The sequence below is a fragment of the Mariprofundus sp. NF genome, assembly GCF_013387455.1.
In the GTDB taxonomy this organism is placed as follows: Bacteria; Pseudomonadota; Zetaproteobacteria; order Mariprofundales; family Mariprofundaceae; genus Mariprofundus.
Genome location: NZ_VWNC01000007.1, coordinates 90,426 through 113,658 on the forward strand (window position 1 = coordinate 90,426; position 23,233 = coordinate 113,658).

Annotated in this window: 25 protein-coding genes; 15 read left to right on the top strand and 10 right to left on the bottom strand. The window is 48.7% G+C overall.

What is annotated here, in order from left to right; translation table 11 throughout:
* The first annotated feature begins 47 nt into the window (after positions 1-47).
* From F3F96_RS10420 to F3F96_RS10475, 12 genes are all read left to right on the top strand, one after another.
* The gene (locus F3F96_RS10420) at positions 48-797 is read left to right on the top strand and encodes an MBL fold metallo-hydrolase (protein WP_176963206.1); all 750 of its coding nucleotides are present in this window, start codon (positions 48-50) and stop codon (positions 795-797) included.
* A gap of 33 nt (positions 798-830) precedes the next feature.
* Entirely contained in the window at positions 831-1,196 is a 366-nt protein-coding gene (locus tag F3F96_RS10425; protein ID WP_176963207.1) for a roadblock/LC7 domain-containing protein, read from the top strand.
* 191 nt (positions 1,197-1,387) lie between these two features.
* Positions 1,388-2,020, top strand: coding sequence for a hypothetical protein (locus F3F96_RS10430; protein WP_176963208.1), 633 nt, complete (start codon positions 1,388-1,390; stop codon positions 2,018-2,020).
* Positions 2,020-2,604: an ATP/GTP-binding protein gene (locus tag F3F96_RS10435; protein ID WP_186338966.1), complete on the top strand. Its 585-nt coding sequence runs from the start codon at positions 2,020-2,022 to the stop codon at positions 2,602-2,604. Before F3F96_RS10430 ends, F3F96_RS10435 begins: the two co-directional genes overlap by 1 nt.
* Positions 2,605-2,706: 102 nt before the next feature.
* Entirely contained in the window at positions 2,707-3,984 is a 1,278-nt protein-coding gene (locus tag F3F96_RS10440; protein WP_241697787.1) for a LysM peptidoglycan-binding domain-containing protein, read from the top strand.
* Positions 3,954-5,657, top strand: a complete 1,704-nt coding sequence (locus F3F96_RS10445) for a peptide-binding protein (protein WP_176963210.1) — start codon at positions 3,954-3,956, stop codon at positions 5,655-5,657. The genes F3F96_RS10440 and F3F96_RS10445 overlap by 31 nt, the downstream gene beginning before the upstream one ends.
* 174 nt (positions 5,658-5,831) lie before the next feature.
* Positions 5,832-7,187: an AMP-binding protein gene (locus F3F96_RS10450; RefSeq protein WP_176963211.1), complete on the top strand. Its 1,356-nt coding sequence runs from the start codon at positions 5,832-5,834 to the stop codon at positions 7,185-7,187.
* A gap of 6 nt (positions 7,188-7,193) precedes the next feature.
* Entirely contained in the window at positions 7,194-9,029 is a 1,836-nt protein-coding gene (locus tag F3F96_RS10455; protein WP_176963212.1) for an AMP-binding protein, read from the top strand.
* Positions 9,019-9,912, top strand: coding sequence for a hypothetical protein (locus F3F96_RS10460; RefSeq protein ID WP_176963213.1), 894 nt, complete (start codon positions 9,019-9,021; stop codon positions 9,910-9,912). The genes F3F96_RS10455 and F3F96_RS10460 overlap by 11 nt, the downstream gene beginning before the upstream one ends.
* Positions 9,905-11,014 carry an MBOAT family O-acyltransferase gene (locus F3F96_RS10465; protein WP_176963214.1) on the top strand — a complete coding sequence of 370 codons (1,110 nt, stop codon included), beginning with the start codon at positions 9,905-9,907 and terminating at the stop codon, positions 11,012-11,014. Before F3F96_RS10460 ends, F3F96_RS10465 begins: the two co-directional genes overlap by 8 nt.
* A gap of 174 nt (positions 11,015-11,188) precedes the next feature.
* Positions 11,189-12,142 (top strand): radical SAM/SPASM domain-containing protein, encoded by a 954-nt coding sequence (locus tag F3F96_RS10470; protein WP_176963215.1) that lies wholly within the window; start codon positions 11,189-11,191, stop codon positions 12,140-12,142.
* Positions 12,143-12,295: 153 nt separating this feature from the next.
* On the top strand, positions 12,296-12,667 hold the full coding sequence (locus F3F96_RS10475) for a hypothetical protein (RefSeq protein WP_186338967.1): 372 nt from the start codon (positions 12,296-12,298) through the stop codon (positions 12,665-12,667).
* Positions 12,668-12,703: 36 nt separating this feature from the next.
* On the opposite strand, the gene ald is transcribed toward F3F96_RS10475, so the two are convergent.
* Positions 12,704-13,801, bottom strand: coding sequence for an alanine dehydrogenase (ald, locus tag F3F96_RS10480; RefSeq protein WP_176963216.1), 1,098 nt, complete (start codon positions 13,799-13,801; stop codon positions 12,704-12,706).
* Between the two features lie 202 nt (positions 13,802-14,003).
* Between ald and F3F96_RS10485 the strand changes: the two genes are divergently transcribed.
* Entirely contained in the window at positions 14,004-14,615 is a 612-nt protein-coding gene (locus tag F3F96_RS10485) for an HD-GYP domain-containing protein (RefSeq protein WP_241697789.1), read from the top strand.
* Between the two features lie 25 nt (positions 14,616-14,640).
* On the opposite strand, the gene F3F96_RS10490 is transcribed toward F3F96_RS10485, so the two are convergent.
* Entirely contained in the window at positions 14,641-15,231 is a 591-nt protein-coding gene (locus F3F96_RS10490) for a peroxiredoxin (protein WP_176963217.1), read from the bottom strand.
* Between the two features lie 228 nt (positions 15,232-15,459).
* Here F3F96_RS10490 and F3F96_RS10495 point away from each other — a divergent pair, with 228 nt between their 5' ends.
* Positions 15,460-16,416 carry a P-loop NTPase gene (locus F3F96_RS10495; RefSeq protein WP_176963218.1) on the top strand — a complete coding sequence of 319 codons (957 nt, stop codon included), beginning with the start codon at positions 15,460-15,462 and terminating at the stop codon, positions 16,414-16,416.
* Entirely contained in the window at positions 16,413-16,982 is a 570-nt protein-coding gene (locus F3F96_RS10500; RefSeq protein ID WP_176963219.1) for a helix-turn-helix domain-containing protein, read from the top strand. The genes F3F96_RS10495 and F3F96_RS10500 overlap by 4 nt, the downstream gene beginning before the upstream one ends.
* Positions 16,983-17,005: 23 nt before the next feature.
* Here the strand turns inward: F3F96_RS10500 and F3F96_RS10505 are convergent, their stop codons facing one another.
* The 8 genes from F3F96_RS10505 to greA form a co-directional block, all read right to left on the bottom strand.
* Positions 17,006-17,314 (bottom strand): RnfH family protein, encoded by a 309-nt coding sequence (locus F3F96_RS10505; RefSeq protein WP_176963220.1) that lies wholly within the window; start codon positions 17,312-17,314, stop codon positions 17,006-17,008.
* Complete coding sequence (locus F3F96_RS10510; protein ID WP_176963221.1) at positions 17,315-17,749, bottom strand: type II toxin-antitoxin system RatA family toxin; 435 nt, start codon at positions 17,747-17,749, stop codon at positions 17,315-17,317. It abuts the gene before it with no gap.
* A 3-nt stretch (positions 17,750-17,752) separates the two neighbouring features.
* Positions 17,753-19,120, bottom strand: a complete 1,368-nt coding sequence (der, locus tag F3F96_RS10515; RefSeq protein WP_176963222.1) for a ribosome biogenesis GTPase Der — start codon at positions 19,118-19,120, stop codon at positions 17,753-17,755.
* A 23-nt stretch (positions 19,121-19,143) separates the two neighbouring features.
* Positions 19,144-20,310 (bottom strand): PQQ-binding-like beta-propeller repeat protein, encoded by a 1,167-nt coding sequence (locus tag F3F96_RS10520; protein ID WP_241697790.1) that lies wholly within the window; start codon positions 20,308-20,310, stop codon positions 19,144-19,146.
* 11 nt (positions 20,311-20,321) lie between these two features.
* On the bottom strand, positions 20,322-20,954 hold the full coding sequence (locus tag F3F96_RS10525; RefSeq protein WP_176963224.1) for a tetratricopeptide repeat protein: 633 nt from the start codon (positions 20,952-20,954) through the stop codon (positions 20,322-20,324).
* Positions 20,955-21,057: 103 nt separating this feature from the next.
* Positions 21,058-22,128, bottom strand: a complete 1,071-nt coding sequence (locus F3F96_RS10530) for an AI-2E family transporter (protein ID WP_176963225.1) — start codon at positions 22,126-22,128, stop codon at positions 21,058-21,060.
* Positions 22,116-22,607, bottom strand: a complete 492-nt coding sequence (locus F3F96_RS10535) for a DUF4149 domain-containing protein (protein WP_176963226.1) — start codon at positions 22,605-22,607, stop codon at positions 22,116-22,118. The genes F3F96_RS10530 and F3F96_RS10535 overlap by 13 nt, the downstream gene beginning before the upstream one ends.
* A gap of 138 nt (positions 22,608-22,745) precedes the next feature.
* Positions 22,746-23,219, bottom strand: coding sequence for a transcription elongation factor GreA (gene greA, locus F3F96_RS10540; RefSeq protein WP_176963227.1), 474 nt, complete (start codon positions 23,217-23,219; stop codon positions 22,746-22,748).
* Positions 23,220-23,233: the final 14 nt, after the last annotated feature.

Genomic DNA, 23,233 nt, shown 5'->3' on the forward strand with positions numbered 1-23,233 from the left:
CCCCACGTAACACTTTTATGGATATACATTAAACACGGAGGAACCGAATGGCAGATATTCTATTCGAAAATGAAGAGCACAGATGTGTCTTCTTTGAGGACTTTACCGAGGGCGAGATGGTTTCGTCCAACCAGCATCTGATTATTCACAAAGGCAAAGGCATGCTGCTTGATCCCGGTGGGCACAAGGTTTATTCAAAAATCTTCTCTGCCATGCCCGAGCACCTGCCGCCGTCCATGCTGAAATACCTTTTTCTATCCCATCAGGACCCGGATATTGTTGCCTCTGTTAACGGTTGGCTGATGATTACCGATGCTGATGCCTACATGTCTGCAATCTGGCGTCGTTTTGTCGCCCACTTCGGTGTTGATGGCAGTGTCATGGATCGCATGAAGGAGATCCCTGATCAGGGTATGAAACTTGATCTGGAAGGCTGTGAGCTGATGATCATTCCGGCCCACTTCCTGCACTCATCCGGCAACTTCCATGTTTACGACCCGGTTTCAAAAATCCTCTACTCCGGTGATCTGGGAGCAGCCATTGTCGACTACCGCTTTGTTGAAGATTTCACTGCCCATGTAACCCACATGGAGGGCTTCCACAAACGTTATATGCCTACCAGTACTGCATGCAAAGCGTGGGCAGCTATGGTTCGCGATCTGGATATTGAGATTATCGCACCCCAGCACGGCGCCATGTTTGTCGGCAAAGAGATCTGCAACCAGTTTATCGACTGGATTGAGGGACTGGAAGTGGGCGCTGACACCATGAAAGATATCTACAAATTACCTGCATAAACCTATTACTATAATTATTGAGAGGAGAGAGAGATGGCAACAAAACAGGATAGAATTAACAGTGTTCTGGATGAACTGAAAATGGCCACATCGGACATTCAGGGTGCAGGTGTACTCAGCCCGGACGGCATGATGATTGCAGATAAACTCGGTGGTACTCAGGGTGATGCTGCAGCTGCCATGGGTGCTGCACTTGGCAGCCTTGCCAAACGTGTGACCGATACGCTCAAGGTCGGAGACTTTCAGGAGGTGAATATTCGCGGTTCTAATGCGGGTATTCTGCTGTTTGATATTGAACATCGCGCCTCAATGATTGTCACCGTTTCTCAAGGCGCCAATCTTGGCCTGGTCTTCCTTGAAGCCCGAGAGGCACAGAGCAAACTGGGACAGATTCTGTAATAGAGCATCAGAGCCCCCAATTTCGGGGGCTTATTTTTATATGGCACTTAGTCAGTGATTATCATCCACAACAATCTGATGATGTGATGAAAATGGTGCGCGCTTACTGACCATAAATTTAACTTTCCGTTTGCGGCAACCGGATCAGTCTGTATATTTCAAAAATTATCAGCTCTGAAGAGGATATAATAATGAATTCACTCGTTTACCTCCGCCGTATGATAGTCAGCCAAAAGCCAGCCAGGGTTGATTACACGGTCGGATCAACTACGAAAAGCATCTATTATGAGCGTGCCGGCTTTGAAGGCACTCATGATGAAGTATCCAGGAAACTCAGAGAGATTTTTGAATCCAAGTCGGTAGAGGTCATAACCAGTAGTGACTTTAACCCCATGAGTAACAAACGCGTCTTTGCTCCGCAGGCGATCGCCTCAGCGCTGGCCGGTTACACATTCAACGCAGAGATGCGCGCCTCCCTGCTCAGTTTTGCCATGCGCCTGCCGCCTCTGATTGTCCGACTCTACCCTATGCAGCGCTACGCCTTTCAGGACAACTCTACCTATATGAAGATGCATATGATGTATCAGCACAACGGGTCACTCAGGATGCAGGGATTTATCTCCCAGGCTGAAAATACGCGTGATGAGATTATTCGTCTGCGGGTATTGATGGCGACCTATATTCTGGGCCTGATTGCACCACTGAACTCCGGAGGCAACAGCCATACTGCAACCAGAGAGATGAGAGCTCAGAACCCTGATGCCAGACGTGGTAAGAAAGTCTCTATCTTAAGCCGAATCATCAACAGAATCAGGGGTCTATAATGGAAGAGAAACAGGTTGTAAAACTTGTCATCACCGGTCCGGTCAATGCCGGCAAAACCACAATGGTTCAGAACCTCAGTGACTCTCAGATTGCCGCAACCGATGTTGCCCCCTCTGATCAGGTCGCCCAACTCAAGAGCATGACCACCGTTGGTCTGGACTTCGGCATCCTTAAAATCGATGAGCACCTTGAACTGCACCTGTTCGGTACGCCGGGCCAGTCTCGCTTCAACTTTATGTGGAACATCCTCTCCAAGGGTGCCATCGGTGCGATCTTCCTTGTCGACAGTACCAGTGAAGAGTCACTGGTCGAAATGAGGAAGATGTATGATTACTATGAAGAGCATGTCGGTCTTCCCGTACTCGTTGGCGCAACCAAACAGGACCTGCCTGGTGCCAAGAATGTCGATGAGATCGCAGCTATCCTGAATCTTGGTGATGTCATGGTGGTGCCCGTTGATGCACGTGAGAAAGAGGGAAGTAAAATGCTCGCCCTCACCCTGCTCGGCAATGCACTGGTTGAAGCCAGTGCTGAGGCTGGAGAAGATGACTTTGATGATGGCGATTATGATGATCTCTTCTAGCCAGCGTCACTGCTGATTATCGCTGCAATCACTGAATCTTTCATGCACAGGACGTGGCAACAGAGATCCCTGATTCACTGCTTTCTTATTACGGGAGTATCATTGCTGTGTACAAACACGGCTCTGGCAGAGGAGCCGCTTGGTTACGCTGACCCTGACCGGCGACTGGTAAGTTATCAGGGCAGTCGTCTGATTCATGCGGCCAACACTGCATCCCACCAGCTCAAACTCTCCCACTCTCTGGTCAAACCGGTCTCTGATCAACCTGAACCGCTGCTTAAAGGTATCAATGCGGATGATATCAAAGCGGTGAAAGCCATTGCCAAACAGCGTTTTAGCAAAAGATGGAATCTGGTCTCAGAACGCTCCCGCTTTGTCCGTTATCGTCTGGTAGAGAAGCTGGAGAAGGTATCTGCACCACTCTCGCTACAGATTATTCCGGTCGTGGAGTCAACCTACAGCCCTTATGCGCTCTCCCATGCCGGAGCATCAGGATTATGGCAGCTGATGCCGGGTACAGCCAAAGTGCTTGGTATCAAAGCGGATAAGAAGATTGATGGCAGGCGTGATATCGAAAGATCCACAAGCGCAGCAGTTGAGTATCTCACCACCCAGCATGACCGCTTTGACAGCTGGCCACTGGCCATCGCCGCTTACAATCTCGGCCCCTATGCCGTTTCAAAACGCTTGAAGAAAACACCATGGGATCTCGCCGATGGACTGGATGCGATGCCGGTTCCGACGGAGACCCGCAACTATGTTAAACATGTTATTGGTCTGGTTGCCCTTCTTGATGATGGCACACTCTCATTTCCCAGTCCGATCAAAACCCGCGCTATTGATCTGAATCCACCGGTGGATATCCAACTGCTTGCCCAGCTTAGCGGCATGGAGAAAGATGCGATCTTCCGTTTTAATCCATCCCTGAATCAGGCCCAATACCTGACCCGTCCGGTGACCATTCACGTGCCTGAAACTGCCCATGGTAAGGTGCAGGAGAACATCCCCCACTCAGGTCCGAAGTTTGTTTATGTGACAGTACAGAGCGGCAACTCACTGTGGAGCATTGCCAGAGCCAATGGCACCGATGTCAAAACCGTGAAGAAACTCAATCGAGGCATCAGCAATACGCTTCGCATCGGACAGAAATTGAAGGTACCAGCCAATCAGCTGGCCAAGGCGAGTGCCAATATCAATCCTTTGCTGCCCTCAAAGAATCGCGTTCGCTATCGCGTTCGTTCAGGTGACTCACTGTGGCGCATTGCCAACCGCTTTGGCACCACAGTCAAAGCTCTGGCCCGCGTCAACAGTCTTTCGAAAAAATCAGTTATTCGCGCCGGTGATATCTTATGGGTTCTGGCCCGCGTTCGTCCAAGCTGATTTTAATCAGATTGATCCCTATCAGAGCGCTACCCCTTATCTGCCTGTTGCTGCTTATCGGCTGCAGCGATTCAAATGCCCCGTCAGCAGCGCATGAGACAGCTGTTAACACTGCCTATGAAGATATCCCGGCGCGTGGCGACCGACTGGTTGAAGCTTCCATTGGTGATGCCACCAATCTGATTCCGATGATTGCCGGTGATGCATCAAGTCACGCTGTCGCTGGCCAGCTCTACCTCTCACTACTCAAGTATGACAAAAATCTCGATCTGATCGGCCAGCTGGCAAAGTCGTGGGAGATCTCAGCTGACAATCTGACCATCACCTTTCATCTGCGCCCGAATCTGCGCTGGAGTGATGGCAAACCTCTCACCTCAGCCGACTGCCTGTTCACCCTCAGACTGATTCAGGATGAGGGCACCCAGAGCGCGTACAAAGCTGATTACATTATCGTCAAACGCGCTGAAGCACCCGATCCACTCACCTTTGTGGTGCATTATGATGAGCCATTCTCCCCCGCCCTCTCTTCCTGGTCCTCTTTAGCAATACTTCCTAAGCATGTGTTTGAAAACGAAAACATTATGGACACACGTCTGTCGCGTGAGCCTAAGGCGAGCATCGGCCCCTACAAACTGACGCAGTGGCAATCCCAGCAATCGATTCTGATGAGCGCCAATGAGGATTACTTTGATGGACCTGTCTGGATCAAAGAGCGGTTGACCCGCATTATCCCGGATCGCGCCACCCAGTTTCTTGAACTCTCAGCCGGCAGGCTCGATTCAGTGGGTCTGAGCCCGATGCAGTACTCCCGCCTGTTTGAGACACGTGAGGAGCTGAAAAAGAATTTTAATCGCTACAAATACCTTGATTTCGTCTACACCTATCTCGGTTTCAATCTTAAACGTAAACCCTTTGATGATATCCTTGTTCGCAAGGCAATCGCTTATGCCATTGATCGTCAGGAGATTCTCGATGGTGTGCAGCTCGGTTTAGGCGAGACCATCGCCAGCCCTTATAAACCCGGCACCTTCTGGGTCAATGAGAAGCTCAAACCACGCCCGTTTGATCCGGAATATGCCCGCAAACTGCTTGCTGAGGCAGGCTGGGTTGATTCTGATGGTGATGGCGTTGTCGACAAGGAAGGCAAACCGCTATCGTTTACTGTCTTGACCAATAACGGCAACAAACAACGTGCCGATGCCGCCACGATCATGCAGCAGCGCCTGAAGAAGGTAGGTATAGAGATCAAGGTACGGCTGGTTGAGTGGTCAGCCTTTATTCAGAACTTTATCAATAAACGAAACTTTGATGCGGTGATTCTAGGCTGGTCGCTATCACCTGATCCCGATCAATACACCATCTGGCACTCATCGCAGACCGGCCCGCGGCAGTTTAATTTCCTCTCTTATAACAATGCCAATGTTGATGCGGCACTGGATAACGCCCGCAGAACCTTTGATCGCCATGAGCGCAAAGCCCAATATGATCTTATGCAGCAGGAGATCCACCAGGATGTACCGATGGTATTCCTCTTCGCCCCCTACTCGCTGCCGGTGATGCACAAACGCTTTCACGGCATCAAACCCGCCCCTGCCGGCATCGGCTACAATAGTGAACAGTGGTATGTTCCCAAAGCGTTGCAGAAATACCGCATTACATCCGTTGCTCCCTGACACGGGTTACAACCGTTAGTTAGTACGAACTACATGCCTGAGGGAAGGATAAATTGCCTAATATTCTCATATGGATGAAAGTCCCGACTTACAAGGTTGAAGTTATACAACTATGCTGATTATTAAATAGAGATATCTACGATCTTCAGGATTAATTACGCAATGATATTACCGATGGGAAACACTGCTAAAGAGTCAGGCGAGATAGAGCGTCTGTTTTCGAATCGTTTTGCATCAGAAACAGGCAGTGAAAAGAAGGTTCTGTTACAGGGTATAAAAGGCTCACTGGTGCTCTCCATCATACGATCTGCACTGCAAAATGGATGGACAGTCGCAATCATTCGAGAAGATGCAAGCAACGACTATCTGCAACATGCTCAATCAGAGTTGGGCTCACACTTACATGTCGTTGCTCATCAGGATTACGATGCTCCGCTTGTCTATGCTGGCCCGGATTGCAAACCACTGGATCTCTGGCTATCTGAAAATAGATCTGCCTCATCAGCTCGCCCCTATGCATGGCGGGAGGATGAATGTGCGCTTATTCTCTTCACCTCCGGTTCAACAGGCATGCCCAAGGGCGTTTGTCATTCACTGGGAAATATCATTCGTTCAGCAGAGCTGTTTAGTGAACATTTTGAGATCGACAGTAGCGACCACCTCTATTGTCTGGCGCCTATCCACAGCATGTCAGGATTACGTAGTCTGCTTCTCCCCCTGGTTTCAGAAGCAGCGGTTACGATAGCTGACAATCACTCAGCACCCTTTCTATCGATCATCAAAGAGATACCCCAACTAAAGCCGACAAAAATTGTTTGCGGGCCCGTTTTCATCAAACAACTCGCCGCTTATGGCAAACGCATTATTGAACATATTCAAAGTGTAGAGGCCCTGCTTTGTACCGGCGCTGACCTTGACGAGGCAGATCGCGCAACAGTAATGCAGGTGTTCGGAGTCCCGGTCGTGAATTATTACGGCTTAACAGAAACAGCTGGTATCGTACTGGCTGAAACAATCGCTAAGCAGACTGAAAATTGTCTCCCTCCCCCATGTGAAGGTTGCCAAATAGTGTTAACAACCGTTGAGGACTCCAGTCAACTGTTTCAACTGGGCATTACAGGCCCAAACATGTTCCTGGGTTATTTGGGGGAACCACTACTTCGCACCTCATCATTTGATACCGGCGACCTGGTTCAAAAAACAGCGCATGAACAGCTCCGATTAGTGGGGCGATCTTCCGGGGCAGTAAAGGCGCCAACTACTGAGTGGATTTTTCCGAGCTTGCTAGAAGGCTGGTTAAAGAGTCAGGCCAACATAGATGATGCCGTTGTCAAAGGATGCAGAATTTCAGGGGGATATGGTGTGGAGATATGGGTAGAGTGTTCTATGCCATTTGATTACTCAGCAATGGATAAATCGATTGTTCAACAGTTTGGCATTGAATACATGCCTGCCAAATGGCATAACGCAGTTATAAAACGAAATCCACTTGGCAAGGTTGACCAGATCATTGAAAAAACAGGCTTTTAATAAAGTATGACAACCCAAAAGAAAAATTATACTGGTGCGCTTTATCGGGACATCAAGGTGCGTGCAAAAAATAACACTCTGTTTGCCGATTTTAATGATGAAAAACTAACATATCGCCAGCTCTTGAATTCTGTGCAAAAGCTAACCTCCTTTTTCAGAACGCATGAACTTAAACAGGACTCACGAATCATCATTGTGACCAAGCATGATAAGCATGCCATCACAATACTCACCGCAGCTTTGTTGGAAGGCTTTTCACCCATACTTCTATCCGTAGAAGCCAAATCGAAGCGTCTGCAAGCCATTGCGGAAAAAGTCTCGCCACAAATGATTTTTGTTGATGATGAGTTACAGCCAGCGTTACCCTGGTTGGCTGAATTCCTGTCTGTGAGCATATTGGAGGAGAGTAATCGATCTCTGTTTGCCCAGTTATTCGGGAAGAAAAACAGATCAGTTGAGTGTTATCCGAGCCTACTGACTGATTACGGCATAAGTGAACCGGCCTGCGCAGCCCGGGCGGATGATATTGCATTTATATCCTTCACCTCAGGAACAACATCCGAACCAAAGGGTATTCTCACAACACATGCCAATTTATTTGAGCATTTAGAAACGCTTACACGCGTATTTGGCTACACAGAGCAATCCCGCATCTTCAATAATTTATCCCTGGCACATAACGATGGCTTCGTTCAGGGGCCATTGCTGGCACTGTTTTCCGGCGCCCTGCTGTATCGCCCCCCAGCATTTACGATCCAAAATCTGGAAGAGCGACTCAATAGCTTATTCAGCAAACGCATCACCCATTTCATCACAGTCCCTACAATACTTTCGCTGATAGATCGACTGACTTCCAATAATGACTATTTTGAAGGTGAAGATTTCCGTTGTTTGATCTCTGTGGCGGCCAAACTTGATGCAAATCTTTGGGAGAGGTCGCAGCAACGATTTGGCATCAATATATGCAATATTTACGGCCTGTCGGAAACCGTTGCCGGAGGGCTGTTTTGTGGCCCGGATAAAGATTCGTTTGCCTTAGGTACAGTAGGTAAACCTGTTGATATGGATATTAGAATTGTCGATGAGAAAGGCTGTGATTGTTCGGTGAATGAAGAGGGTGAACTCTGGCTGAAAGGGGAAAATGTAACGCCTGGTTATCTGGATGACCCCATTGCTACAACATCACTGTTTTTCAACGACTGGTTATGTACAGGAGACATGGCTCGACAAAACCCGGAAGGCTTTATCGAAATTGTTGGTAGAAAAAAAGCAATTATTATGAGTGGTGGTTTTAATATACATCCTGATGAAATCAATGAAGTTTTGATGTCTCACCCACAAGTAGCTGATTCAGCAACCGTGGGAATAGCAGATCAGGATTGGGGTGAGCTGGTTGTGAGCGTTGTGGAATCAGATGATGATTTGGATGAAGCGAATCTTATCGATCATTGTCGTCATTTTCTTGAACCCATTAAGGTTCCAAAAACTATTGTCACTACAAACAGGTTGCCTAGAGGGGTTTCAGGGAAAGTGTTGTTATCTGAAATCCGTGATTTGATTACTGATACAATTCATAAATCGGACAGAAACAACACAACTATTCCACACAGTGATATTGTTGGCTTAGCAGCTTCAGTTTTCAACGCTTCAGAAAAAAAATTATCTTTGAATAGCTCGTCAGATCAAACCCCGGGTTGGGATTCATTAGGGCATCTGAATCTCATCACCGCCACAGAGCAGAGATATGATATTCAGTTTAGCATGGATGAAATGATGCGTGTTGATTCTTTACAGTGCTTGCTTGAAATGGTTCAGAATAAGCTAAAATGTGATGAATCATAAACCAGTATCCAAAGTACCAGTCAGTCTCTGGCTTGCCACATTAAGCGGATTGCTATTTGTTATAATGATTTCTGACTATTTTCATCAAAACTATAAACCTCCTGCCGCATATGATCGTTTGTTGATGAGTTTTGTACCTGAACGATTGAAAAGAATTCAAAATCATGGCCTGATTGTAATTGGAACATCTATGGTGAGTTGTGGATTTCCATATGATGAAAAGTTCGAATCATTAGCAGCCAAAAAAAATATGAAAATTGAATTTGTTCGTTTTTCACGCAATGCAGGTAGACCTAGTGATTTTGAATCCATCAGTGAGGCTGTTTTAAAGTCTAAACCACGTTGGATCTTTCTACAGGCAGAACCATTTTTTTTAGAGTTAAGCAATCATAAATCTTTTTTTCATGAGCACTTCGATAGTATCCGTAATAATGTGCGTTTTATGCTTGAGCAAATCCTCATTAGAACTAAATTAATTATTCTATTCCCATTATATCAGGATGATCGCTCTTTAAAGCTTGAAGAGGTTGCTACAATAGACGAGATCAAAAACGCAGAAGTTTCATATCAAATCAAACCACCTGTTTCCCCAAAGTATTTTGAATCTTTCCTTAAGCATGCCAAAGAAAATAATATCAAGGTCATCTTATTGGAAATGAATCGTTCAAAAGAAGGTAATGAGTACTTTGGAGATCGGTTCAGGGCTCAGTTAAACAGAACATTACAGCAAGTTTCAGAGTTTTATCAAATACCCCTATGGCAATTTAGAAGTGATCTCCCATTAGAGTATTATTCGGATCGTGCTCACTTGAATCGTAAAGGTCGTGCTGTTTTCAGTGACTGGTTTTTATCAAAGTTAGCGCAAGAAAACCATCATGACTGACTTCCAAGCGGTCTATTTTGTTTGGATGGTTGCCACAGTTATTGTGACCTGGATATCACCTAGGCAGTGGCAGGTTGATGTTGTTGCCATAAGTACAGTGATTTTTGTGGCAATCTATTCTCCCTGGTCCTGTTTTTGGCTGATATCGGCATCATTATTGACTTACTTATGCATCTGCATTTCACCCACTAAAAAACCGGCCTTGATCGGGGTATCAATCATTCTGATCGCTGTTGTTTTCCTTGTTTACAAGTGGCTGTCACCTGGCGCGGACAATACCGGGGCAATATTGCCAGTGATGCTTGGCCTCTCATATTATACATGTCGTCACATTCATATTTTGATGGAAGTCTATAAAGGCAACATTCAAACCATGAGTTTGCGCCGCTACTTTCACTATCAGCTCTTTCTACCGGTATTGGTTGTAGGCCCTATCCACCGCTATCAGAACTTTCAAAGGCAGTGCGAACGACGGCGTTGGGATTCGGTCAACCTTACGACTGGTTTTGAGCGCATTTTATATGGTTATGCCAAGGTTGTTGTACTTGGAAATTGGCTGCTTAATCACAAATTAGGCGGTATTCTGGAGCAGTATGCTGGTGATGGCTTCTGGGGTATATTTATCATCTCTGCCAAGGACTGGCTCTATCTCTATATTGAATTTAGCGGCTATATTGATGTTGCATTGGGTTTTTCACTGTTATTGGGTTTTCATATCGAAGAGAACTTTAACCACCCTTTAAAAGCACGCAATTTGATTGATTTCTGGCAACGCTGGCACATCACCCTCTCCAGCTGGTGTAAAGATTATGTATTCAGTCCGGTTCAGGCTAAAACACGTAACCAACTACTGGCCGTGTTTGCTGCTATGACAGTGATGGGACTGTGGCATGAACTATCGTTATATTATTTCTTATGGGGTTTTTATCATGCCACTGGTATCGCTTTGTGTCGCCTCTACCAGCTAAATGATGATCCGCTACGGCTTTCCATGCTGCCAGCTGTCTTGCAAAACGCGATAACCAGAACAGCAACTTTTACCTGGCTTGTTGCAGGTATGCCTGTCATTACTTCGATTCTGTCATTTGCCGGTTTAGGGTGATGTGATGAGTAAAACTTATCTATTTCTTTTAACGTGGTTGCCCGACCCTCTTGCAAGGTTGGCATTGGTAATCTGGTACATATTATTGATGTTAGCCATTATTGATCGCAGCACAGTGCCGTTTGATGGATTCATCTACTGGGATAATTAACTGGAAAACGGGAGATAAAAGCGATGGATTTCATCACATGGGCCAAAGGTCGCACGCTGCCAAAAGCACTCCAATCAAGAGAAGGTTGGGCTCAATTTTTTGAGCATTATCGAACAGAAGAGCCGCATATTCACCAGATTGAGCCAACCAACCGTTGTCCTTATACCTGTGTGATGTGCCCCAGAAATGACAACATGACAAGAAAACAGGGTAACATGGAGATGGGGCTGTTCAGAAAAATTATTGATGAAGCTTCCACCTACTCAGAAAAAGTCCGTGAGAAGGAGATTGAACTTTTTCACTTTGGCGAATCACTGTTTCATCCACAACTTGCAGAGATGGTCGCTTACAGTTCATCAGCCGGACTTAGACCCACGCTTTCTATAAACCCTGCAGACCTCAATTCCGGAATGATCGATGACCTTCTCAAAAGCGCGCCTTATAAAATAATAATATCTCTGGATAGCATGACCGATAAAAGGTACCGGGCGATCAGAGGAGAACATGCCGAAATCGACCGGGCCGTAGAAAACACAGAACTACTGCTGCAGCGGCATCAGCAGTTGGAGAGTAATACAATCATCAGCATCAGAATGATTGTCATGAATCTGAATGAAGATGAGGTTGAGGATTTCCGCAATTTCTGGCAAGAGCGAGGTGGAGTTGTAGAGTTAAGAGATTTTTTTCCCTGGAGCAAAAACGAGCTTCAAGAGCTTGGCAGAGTAGAAAAATATCCGGCCTACATGCCCTGCCCTTTCCCCTGGCAATATCTTGTCGCCCAATGGAATGGCGATGTGGTTGCATGTTGCCGTGATTATAACGGCCTGTTGAAGCTTGGAAATGTCGCTGATTCTACGCTGAAAGAGATATGGAATGGCCCGGCTTACACTGAGTTCCGGAGAAAAATGGCCTCTGGTCGCGGCCTCACCAGTTTTTGTGAGGAGTGTCTCAGCATATACTATTCTGAGCCCACATAGTTCTCACCCCACACAATAACTCAAAAAAATTAATGCAACACACCGAACATTGCCCAGAGAACGATTGCCAGCTCCCAAAGGAACTTGAACTTATGATCAGGAATTGTGATACTGCTTGCTCTTGTGCCAGTCACTTGAAAAATATGATGCAGGTTGGAGGGATGGCTTATCTCTATTCAACAGGAACTTGAACAGATTCGACAGGAGCATGAACTCTCCTGTGTTATCGTTATTGATGGTGAAGGCGGTCTGATTGCTCAGGTTGGCGATCATCCTGAAGGGGAAGAGTTTGCGCTCTACTCTCCGATGGTGATGGAAACCATTCGCACCATGTCACAGGTTGGTGGCTTTGGTGAGCCTATCTGTAACGGTGTAATCCTTAAGCAGGGTAAAATCCTTATCACCCATCAGGATGTGGTGAAGGGTGAAGTGATCTACTCATCCCTGCTGTGCAAGAAAAAGGTTCCGGCTGGTCTGCTTGATCTACTCAACAAAATCACTGCACTGGTAGAAAAAGCGATCTAACTCAGTCTGTTGGGCTGTTTATGCCCTGTTTATAGTCTACTTCGACGACAGCGCAGCCCTGACACCTTTGTGAACAATCTTTCCATCTCTGATATTAACGCCCAGCTTAATTGCCGGATCTTCTTTTATGGCTGCATCTAAGCCCAGATCGGCGATTTTCTGAATATAGGGCAGTGTGGCATGGGTTAGCGCTGCGGTGCTGCTCTGAGGCACAGCCGATGGCAGATTGGGCAGACAGCAGTGAATGACCCCCTCCTCCAGATAGACCGGTTCAGCAAAGCTGGTAGCGCGACTTGTTTCACTCATACCACCCTGATCAATCGCTACATCCACAAACACACAGCCCTGTTTCATGCGGGCTATATCTGAGCGTTTGAGCAGCATCGGGGCATGTTTACCCGGAATCAGGGCTGCACCGATCAGTATGTCGCAATCAGGTAGCAGCTTGAGAAGATTGGCATGGGTGTAGTGTACGACTTGAATATTCTCATGCGTCTGATGCTGCAGCTGATCAATTCTCCGATCATCAGCTTCCAGAAGCATCACCGCTGCACCCAGAGGTGCAACAACCTCTGCAGCACTGATCCCGACATTACCGGCCCCGAGAATCACTACTTTTGCAGCGGGCTGTGCGCCCATCGGACCAACCAGACGTCCCATTCCCGTAATGCCTGTACCGCTCTCCTTCTGCAGATATTGCACTGCCAGTTGGGCAGCAACCTTGCCTGCCACCTGACTCATCGGTGCTAACAGCGGCAGCTGACCCGAATCCAGTTGCACTGTCTCATAACCGATCGCGCAAACTCCCGCACTCTGCAGTGAGCTGGCCAATTCTGGTACGGCGGCAAGATGCAGATAGGTAAAGAGCATCAGCTCGGGCCTGAAATAGCAGTACTCTGAAGCCAGCGGCTCTTTCACCTTTACCACCAGCTCACAACACCAGACCTCTTCTGCGGCTGTTACAACCGTTGCCCCCGCATCGATATAGCTCTGATCAGAAAAAGAGCTGTCAGCACCTGCTGCAACCTCTACAACCAGCGCATGACCGGCAGCAACCAGAGCTTTCACCCCATCCGGCGTGACTGACACTCGGTGCTCACGATTCTTGATCTCTTTGGGAATACCAATGCGCATACACAGACCTCTAAGGTGACTACGCCATCAACCATCAACTGTGGAAATTCAATACAGCCAGCCGCAGCAGTGATGACGGAACTTTTATTGCTGATATAGTAAGGGGTTATATCATAGGGATGAGATCATTCCAAACTTATCGATCATCGTCGAGGAATTGTCGATTGATAGTGAGTAGGATGAAAACGAGGGAGTCTTTTAGTTGAGTAAGCCACACCAAACTAATGATGCGCAGGAAGCACTGATTGCCCTGGTCGGTGCTCTGGAAGCAAGAGACAGCTTCTCAAATGATCACTCAAGGCGGGTCAGCCAGATTGCCATGCGGCTGGCTAAAATATTCAAGCTCGATGAGCAGGCCATCAAAGAGATCGGCAATGCAGGGCTACTACACGATATCGGCATGGTCAGCGTTCCTGACGGCATCCTTCTCAAGCCGGGAAGTTTTACAAAAGCTGAACGTCAGGTGATTCGAGAGGCGCCCGGTGTTGCCGGTAAAATACTTAAACCGATTAAATCGCTGAAGCGTGAGCGGCTGATGGTACTGCATCATGGTGAGCGCTGGGATGGATCGGGTTATCCTGATGGGCTGAAACAGGAGAAGATCCCTGTTGGCGCCCGCTTTATCGCCATTGCAGAGGCAATTGATGCCATGACCCAGAATCGGGCGTACCGACGCGCCAGACCCCTCTCCTTCTGCCTTGAGCAGCTCGAAGAGGGTGCCGGAAGCCAGTTTGACCCTAAAATTGCCAAGGTTGCTATTGCAGCACTGGCCAAAGGGTTGATCAGGGATCTGGTGGAGAAAAAAGAGACATAGCGCTGCTGAAGCCCACGCTACTTATTTACAGATGTTTAAACCTACGCACGTCACTGGAGACCACGCGCACCTGTTCATCGGGTGAGAGATCCAGATAGACCTTTTTAATAATACCTTTTTCATCAACCAGATAACTCATATTTTTGGTCATATGCGTCATCGAGGTGTGGGCTGAATAATCCTCAATCACATCACCTTCAGGATCGGAGAGAAGCGGATGCGAAATACCCACTTTCGCGGCAAACTCATGGTGCGATGGAACCGAATCATAGCTGATACCGATCAGCTGCAGATCAAGGGCGCGAAAACCTTCGTAGTGATCCCGGAAGCGGCGAGCCTGAATCAGCCCTTCAGCACGCGCTTCATTATAGAAATAGAGCAGGCACCAGTGACCCTTAAAATCACTGACTGAGACACGGTGATTATCCTGATCAGGCAGCGAAAATTCAGGCACCTGCTTACCGATCTCAAGCGGCTTACCATTATTGACAATGACACTGATCATCACAATGGCAGGTGCCACAGCAACCAGTATCATGCCAAGCACAATCTTCACGATCGCCTTCTGCACCTTGGTTGCCAGTTCATGGTTGGCTGGTAGTGGTCTCTCACTCATGCCCACTTTATGCCACACCAGCATTAATAAGTAAAGTCTAATATGCGAATGCATCATCTCTGCAACGGCTCGTTATTACTATTTTGAGCAGAAACTTCTCGCTACAGATCTTCTCATTTTCAGTTCAAAAAACAGTAATTTCATACAGGCAACTATTAATCTAAAGCTTGACAAAACAGCCATAACCTATTGATATGTTTCTCCTTACAGGACACGGAGGTCTTGACCATGTTAAAAGTGGTGACGTCCCCTACCGCTCCTGCCAGTGCAGGAGCCACTGAAAACAGACCACAAATCTGGGCTGTAGCAAGTGGCAAGGGTGGAGTTGGAAAAAGTTTTATCGCTTCTAATCTGGGCCTTGCGCTTGCCCAGAGTGGCAGGCGTACCATTGTTGTAGACCTTGATCTGGGCGGTGCCAACCTGCACACCCATCTCGGCATGAGCCGCCCGAAACATTCACTCTCCCACTTCATCAACGGTAAAAGAAGCGACCTGAAAGAGATGATCGAATCTCTGCCTGGCACAACGCTGGGCATCATCAGCGGTGCATCCGACCATCTTGAGGTCGCCAATCTCAAACATTTTCAGAAGCTCAAGCTTATCCGCCATCTCTATAAACTGCCTGCTGATTATGTAATCCTTGATCTGGGTGCAGGCACAACCTACAACACGCTCGATTTCTTCAATATCGCAGATCAGGGCATTCTCTCAGTGATTCCTGAACCCACTTCGATTGAGAACAGCCACCGCTTCCTCAAATCGGCGATGTACCGCAAACTCCGTGATGTGCCTGTTGATACCAAAGAGATCGTCAAAGAGATTCTTGGCAAACCCACCGAGCAGACCCGCAGCCTGAATACACTGAATAAGATCATCGCCTCGATTCATCAGAAATCGGCCAAACATGGCAAGATTCTCAGGAAAAATATCAATAGCGCTGGCCTGCACCTGATCGTCAATCAGATCAGGGAACCCTCCGACTTTCAGCTCGGTTATTCGATGGCCCTGATCTGGAAACAGTATTATGGCAAAAAACCGGACTCACTATCCTTCCTCAACCATGATGCTTCGATTATGAAAGCACTCTGTGAGCATCAGATGTATCTGCATGAACATCCCCATTCACGAAATGCCATTCAGCTCAAACATCTGGTGAAAAGCATTATCCATCAGCAACAGTCATGAACCTTCCTGACTATTACGAGATTCTGGATATCCCCAGAGGCGCTACCCCTGCCGACATTATTCAAGCCTACCGGCTGGCAACCAGAACCTATGTGACCGGATCACAGGCCACCTATTCCATGTTTGATGATGATCAGCTGCAGGAGATTCGCAGTGAAATTGAAGCGGCCTATAAAACGCTAAGCAATACTGAAAAACGTAAGCTTTACGACACCATGCTGGCACAAAAAAGTAGTAGTCCGGTAAACAGAAGTAGTGTTGATGAGCGTGAGAAAAATGTTTTTTACCTCAAATCCGCAGATGAGAGCAATGCAACAGAGAGCATAAGATATACGGGTAGTCATCTGAAAAAAATACGCAAAAGCAGAGGTCTCTCTCTTGCCAAACTGGCTGACTCTTCAGGCATGCAATGCCGCCTTCTGCAAGCCATCGAAGATGAAGACCTCACCCGCTTCAGTGACCCATCTGAACTTAAAGCCGTCCTTTTACGCTATTCGGCAGAGATCGGTGCAGACCCGCGAGAGGTCAGCAGCAGCTACCCACTGTTAAATCACCAACACCAATAAGCTCGTTGAAAGCTGTCCGGAAGTTAGTTGCCTGCTTCCACGCGAGCCTTTTTGGCGCGAATACGCTCTTTTTTATCATCGGCGGCATGGGCATTGCGCGGTTTGCGCGGTAGTGAACGGTAGATCTCAACCCGATCACCCTCGCGTAGCTCCTGAGTACCCTTGATCAGTTTGGCATAGATACCGAGCTGATGCACCGCCAGATCGATTTCAGGACACTTTTCCATCAAGCCGCTGGTACGTACCGCCTCTTCAGCCGTTGTGCCCTCAGCAACATCCAGATCTTCGATAAATTGTTCGTGCGCGAGCGCATAGACGACACTAACGTGCATTTAGAGCCCCTTCAGGGCCAGAGCCCGTTGTTCAAAGGCCTGTACCATCGATTTGCATGCTGTTGCGAAGATAGGAGAAGCCACCATATCCAGCATCATACTGCGAAACTCAAACTCGATCGAGAAATGCACCTTGCAGCGATCATCCCCCATCGCCTCAAAGGTCCAGATGCTCTCCAGAAAGCGAAAAGGGCCATCGAGCAGTCGTATCTCAATCAACTTTTCTGAAACATAGCGATCAATGGTTTTAAAGCTGTGTCTGGAACCGGCCAGATCTGCTACAAGCTCAGCCGTCAGTTCACCCTGCTGCTCAGTCAGGATCGTCGCATCAGCAACCCAGGGCAGATACTGCGGGTAGGCTTCAATATCCATCACAACATCAAACATTCTACCTGCTGAGCTGGCGATCACCCTGGTCTCTTCGAAACTACGCATGGATCAGCGTCTTTTCTCCGGGGCATAGGGGTTGTCGCCACCCCCTGAGAAGGTAAAGCGGACAGTGACACCGGTAAGATTAAATGTCTTACGGAATGACTGCTCCAGATAACGGCGATAACTGGTCTTCAGTGCCTGCGGACGATTACAGAAAACTTTGATACTTGGCGGAGAGGTACCGATCTGCGATGCATATTTCAGTTTTACAGCGGCACCACGATCACTGGGTGGATGCTGCGCCTCCTGAGCCGACTGCAGCCAGCGATTCAGCTCACCGGTTCCGATCTCAAAGCGGTTACGTTTGGCTGCCCTGACCGCCTCATCAAGTAGCTTTTTCACACCTTTGCTGCTCTTGGCAGTGATGCGAAAAATCTGAATGTCCGCCAGACCACGCATGCGGAAGTTGAGGCGCTCGGCGAAATAGTTCCACTCATCTTCACTCAGCAGATCAAGCTTGTTCACGGCCACCAGCAGCGCACACCCTTCATCCTGAGCCAGTTGCATCAGCCGCATATCCTGCTCTACAACACCTTCTGAGCCATCAAGTACCATGACAGCCGTATCTGCACGCGCAAATGCCTGTACAGCCTTCACACGCGCCACAAACTCGATGATATCACTGATTCGGCCATGCTTACGCTGCCCTGCCGTATCCACCAGACGCACAACACCGTCACGATATGGAAGATCGCTATCAATCGCGTCTCTGGTGGTGCCAGCCACATCACTGACCACCATACGTTGCTTACCAAGCCAGGCATTGATCAGGGTCGACTTACCGACATTCGGACGACCAATCACAGCAATACTGGCCAGCGGCGTCTGCTCATCCTCTGTTGATTTAACCAGTTCCGGCAGCAACGTTTCCAGATGAATCACGAAATCACGGATGCCATCACCATGTGCTGCAGAGACAGCAATCGGATCACCCATACCGAGCTTGAAAAACTCCAGCTCACTATTGGGTTTCTCAGCTTTATTCACCACAATCGCCACAGGAATATGATGGCGGCGCAGCTTATTGGCTATAGCAGCATCCACCGGTGTTACACCAGCCTTACCATCACCGATAAAAAGAACAACATCGGCGATCTCAAGCGCGGCTTCCACCTGCGCATCAATGGCCGGCTGCATCACATCATGGGTGCCCTCACCGATACCACCGGTATCCACCAGCACGCATTCGCGAACGCCAATCAGGCATTCACTCTCCAGCCGATCGACAGTGACACCGGGGCGATCTCCGACAATGGCTTTGCGTTTGCCCAGCAGACGGTTAAACAGTGTCGACTTGCCCACGTTGGGGCGGCCAACAATAGCAATGACCGGCAGACGGCCGGATAACTTCTGATAATGGGGTTTCTGATTCAAGGGAGTGACCTGTTTTGGCGCGCTCAGCGCAGTTTAAACAGAGTTCCAAGGTTATTTCTAACCAGCACCCCGTCAGAAGATGCAACAGGAGCCAGGTCGATACGTCCACCCAGTTCAACCGTTGCAAGCAGTTTTCCATCAAGATTCAGGCGGAATACTTTTCCAGACTCATCTGCAACCCAGAGCATCCTGTTCCAGAAGATCGGGCCAGCCAGCTCAACATCGGAGAGTTTCTGTTTCCAGAGTGTTTCGCCACCAGCGGCATCGAGCATACTCAGTGAACCCTGCGCATCAGCCACATAAACCTTGTTACCGATCAACAGTGGTGATGCTTTCGTGGAGATGGCACGACTCATCAACGTACTGCCATCCTGCAGTGAGAGGAAAAACAGCTCGCCCTGAAACACCGGCACAGCCAACATATCCTCATGCTTGCCGGACTGTTCAGCCGGGATAAGCAGCGGTGTTGCTACAGGCACCTTGAGATCTCTTAATACTGCAGCATCACTATTAATCAGCAGCTGGCGCTGCCACAAAAATCTTCCACTTTCAGCTTTTAGTGCCACAACATCACCATTGCGCATCGCTACATAGACCTGATCACGGAATACAACCGGAGAGGGCAACAGCTGCATGCCCAACCCCGCTGCTGGTCCGGAGTAGCTCCAGACTTTTTCTCCGGATGGGGAAAAACGGAACACCTGATTGGTTTCAGTCTGGATAATGAAATCATTGCCAATTAGAACAGGCCGGCTTAACAGCGATGAAGAGAGCTGAATGGTCCAGGCGATGCTGCCCCGATTGACATCGATGCCGAATACCTTACCCGCCACATCACCGACAACAACCAGACCATTGGCCAGTTGCAGACCGCCGGACTCACCTGCCGCAGTCAGTGCAATGCGATGAATTTCCCGGCCCGATGCATTGAGTACCCTGACTCTTTTGTCCTGGGCACCGGCAACGATCACTTCACCATCTTCACTCTCGGCAATCGCCGGGTTACTGATACCGCCGTTGGAAGCAGGCTGGCGTTGATCAAGGTCACTGCGCCAGACAACTGAAATATTAGAGGTGGTCTCCACAACCGCTTTCTGCTCGCCATCCTGTGAAGAGAAGAGGTTCATGGAGCAGCCGGAGATAAGAACTACGGCAGCTGCCAACAACGGCAACTTCAACTGAGTTGTCAATCTGGCTCTTATCATGAGGTTTTCTTATTCATCTGAGATTCAATCTTCTGCTTAAGTTCTGCATCACTCACCGCAGATGCATCCAGCGCCTTCTGCAGATACTCCTGCTTCTGCGCTGCATCGGTTGCGGTCTGAGCCAGCAGGTAGTAGCGAATCTGCTGATACTGATCCCCCACCTTCTGATCGAGAAGCGTCTTGGCTGCAGCCAGATCACCGGCAGCAAGCTTAATCTCAGCCAGATCAATTCTGGCCTGCCATACCCACTCCGGCATCGCTTTAGGGTGCGCAATCAGTGCATTCAGATGCACTTCGGCATTGGCCGAATCTACGCTGGCCAACTGCATCAGTGCCAGTGCACCATAACTGCTGGATGAGAAATCCCTGCTGACGTTCTGCAGCAGAATCTGTTTGTTGCTCACATCAGCTTCACCAACAGCCTGTTGGTAAACAGTTGCAGCAGTTGCACTGTGAGCACGATCCTGTTCGATCCAGAATCCGGCAGCCAGCAGCACTACCACCACGGCAGCAGCAGCACCCATCAACAGCTTCTGGTTGGCCTCTACCCAATTGGTCCATTGGGCAGAACGCATTTCGCGTTTGAGCTCTTCGATGTCGGAATCTTTTACTGGTATATCGTCACTCATCTCATTCATCCTCGTTCATAATCATGAACAATCGGCGCTGCGTTAAGAAAACCGATTATAATAAAGCTGCTGCACCCTAAAAGGCACCCATCCAGTGTCAATGTCAGTTTTCATGCAAAGCAGGCTCATGACGCCGCTCCAGCACAATGGACACCACACTTTTCACCAGGGCAGCCATCGGTATGGCAATGACCACACCGACAATACCCCACAAGCTGCCAAACACCAGTATGGCCACAATAATTGCGATGGGATGCAGATTAACAATTTCAGAGAATAACCACGGCACAATCACATTGGCATCAATTGCCTGAACCACCGTATAGGCCAGCAGACTGTAGGCCATGGTATCGGTCCAGCCCCACTGGAAGAATGAGAGCAGAATCACCGGCACAGTCACCACAGCAGCACCTACAAACGGAATCCAGACCGAGATACCGGTAAGCACACCCAGCAGCAGCGCATATTCATGCCCCATCCACCAGAACACCAGCCACATCGCCAGCCCGACTATGAATGCTTCCCAGAATTTACCCCGGATATAGTTGCCAATCTGAATATCCAGCTCAGCCCAGACCCGTTGCAATAGTGAACGTTCTGTGGGCAGAAACTGCTGTGTCCAGGTGATAATCAGATTTTTATCCTTGAGAAAGAAGAAGACCATCACCGGCACCAGTACCGCATAGACCAGCAGGGTTATCATGCCCGGAATAGAGGCGATCGAGAAGGTGAGCAGTGCCCCGCCCCACTCCTGCAGTTTCAACGCAATGGCGGCAATTACCTTCTGCAGAAAGGCCGGATTCATCCACTCAGCATGGTTGGCCTGCAGCTGCAACAGCATCTCTCTGATCGACTGCACATATTGCGGTGCATTCATCACCAGTCGTCCCACCTGTTCGGTTAACAGTGGCAGCACAGCCAATAGCGCGAACATGATCAACAGCAGAGCACCACCACCTGCAACAGCGATAGCGACTAAACGTGGTGTTTTGCAGCGCTGCAGAAGATCAACCACGCCATCAAGGACATAAGCCAGTGCAATAGCCAGAAGAACCGGTGCCAGAATCGGCCCCAGCAGGAAGAGCAGAAAGAAAATAACCAGCAGTGAAGAGAGCAGCATCACCAGCTCGGTGTCTGCCATTCGTTTCTTCAGCCAGTCAGTCAGGACGAACATGCTTCTCCGGGTTTGGTCGGCCCTAAAGCAACCAGTGCGGCAGCTGTGATGGCTGCAATCAGGTGAATTGAGGCGCTCACCCCGTGCCACATACCGAACTGCTTGCGAAGCGGATGCTCATCGGTCACAGCATCCAGCGAAGCGATCTGCACTTTTAACTCCGCCAGAATCGGTGAAATCGTGTACTCATTGGCCACGATTAGGGCCGTAACCAGAGCCAGAAGCCCCCAGCGCAAGCGGCCGATCTGCATGCCTGCGCTACGCATACGCAACCAGAAAACAATCACGGCAGCAGAGAGCAGCATCAGCCCCAAATTGGCCATATGAAAAATCTCCCCGGCAAGTGCGCCTGCCAGAGAAACTGAACCGGCTTTGTCAAAGAGAACCGGAGCCACAATAAAACCGGGCACAACCAGCAGCCCCAACATCAGTGCCAGACTGAGTCGAACCGAACCGATGCGAATGCACTCAACTCTCAATATGAACTCCTCTTCACGATCAACCTGCTTCTACCCGCACATGGATGTGCGGCGGGCGAAGCCCGTAAGCGCAGCAAAACCACGCTTTTGCTGCGCGGCCAAGCAAAACTCATGGACGAGTTTTGCGGATCAATCAAATCAAACGTAACTGATCTCCTGAACCTCATACTCACGTTCACCACTGGGAGCCTGCACCACAATCACATCACCCTGCTCTTTACCGATCATAGCTCGCGCAATCGGAGAGGTAATGGATACTTTGCCCGCCTCAATATTGGCCTCATCAACGCCAACCACCTGATAGGTCACTTCTGTGCCCTCATCAAGGTCGATCAACTCCACCGTTGCTCCGAAGACAATCTTCTCGGAAGTGATAGTAGCCGGGTCAATAATGTGAGCACGGGCCAGCGTATCCTCAATCTGAGAGACGCGCCCTTCATTCATGCCCTGCTCTTCCTTGGCAGCGTGGTATTCGGCATTTTCGGAGAGGTCACCGTGTGCACGCGCCACTTCAATCGTTCTCACGATCCTGTGACGATTCTCCCCCTTCAGATAAGCGAGAGTTTCACGCAGCGTTTCAGCGCCCTGTTTAGTCATCGGTACACGTTCCAAATAGTTCTCCTAAC

Bases quoted from the DNA above. Each gene is read 5' to 3' on its own strand.
- F3F96_RS10490 (WP_176963217.1), bottom strand. From the start codon at position 15,231: ATGAGTGAGAGACCACTACCAGCCAACCATGAACTGGCAACCAAGGTG.
- F3F96_RS10450 (WP_176963211.1), top strand. From the start codon at position 5,832: ATGGGAAACACTGCTAAAGAGTCAGGCGAGATAGAGCGTCTGTTTTCG.
- F3F96_RS10460 (WP_176963213.1), top strand. From the start codon at position 9,019: ATGAATCATAAACCAGTATCCAAAGTACCAGTCAGTCTCTGGCTTGCC.
- F3F96_RS10470 (WP_176963215.1), top strand. From the start codon at position 11,189: ATGGATTTCATCACATGGGCCAAAGGTCGCACGCTGCCAAAAGCACTC.
- F3F96_RS10445 (WP_176963210.1), top strand. From the start codon at position 3,954: ATGGGTTCTGGCCCGCGTTCGTCCAAGCTGATTTTAATCAGATTGATC.
- F3F96_RS10530 (WP_176963225.1), bottom strand. From the start codon at position 22,128: ATGTTCGTCCTGACTGACTGGCTGAAGAAACGAATGGCAGACACCGAG.
- ald (WP_176963216.1), bottom strand. From the start codon at position 13,801: ATGCGCATTGGTATTCCCAAAGAGATCAAGAATCGTGAGCACCGAGTG.
- F3F96_RS10455 (WP_176963212.1), top strand. From the start codon at position 7,194: ATGACAACCCAAAAGAAAAATTATACTGGTGCGCTTTATCGGGACATC.
- F3F96_RS10495 (WP_176963218.1), top strand. From the start codon at position 15,460: ATGTTAAAAGTGGTGACGTCCCCTACCGCTCCTGCCAGTGCAGGAGCC.
- F3F96_RS10510 (WP_176963221.1), bottom strand. From the start codon at position 17,749: ATGCGTAGTTTCGAAGAGACCAGGGTGATCGCCAGCTCAGCAGGTAGA.
- F3F96_RS10525 (WP_176963224.1), bottom strand. From the start codon at position 20,954: ATGAGTGACGATATACCAGTAAAAGATTCCGACATCGAAGAGCTCAAA.
- F3F96_RS10465 (WP_176963214.1), top strand. From the start codon at position 9,905: ATGACTGACTTCCAAGCGGTCTATTTTGTTTGGATGGTTGCCACAGTT.
- F3F96_RS10430 (WP_176963208.1), top strand. From the start codon at position 1,388: ATGAATTCACTCGTTTACCTCCGCCGTATGATAGTCAGCCAAAAGCCA.
- F3F96_RS10505 (WP_176963220.1), bottom strand. From the start codon at position 17,314: ATGCACGTTAGTGTCGTCTATGCGCTCGCGCACGAACAATTTATCGAA.
- F3F96_RS10500 (WP_176963219.1), top strand. From the start codon at position 16,413: ATGAACCTTCCTGACTATTACGAGATTCTGGATATCCCCAGAGGCGCT.
- F3F96_RS10425 (WP_176963207.1), top strand. From the start codon at position 831: ATGGCAACAAAACAGGATAGAATTAACAGTGTTCTGGATGAACTGAAA.
- F3F96_RS10420 (WP_176963206.1), top strand. From the start codon at position 48: ATGGCAGATATTCTATTCGAAAATGAAGAGCACAGATGTGTCTTCTTT.
- F3F96_RS10435 (WP_186338966.1), top strand. From the start codon at position 2,020: ATGGAAGAGAAACAGGTTGTAAAACTTGTCATCACCGGTCCGGTCAAT.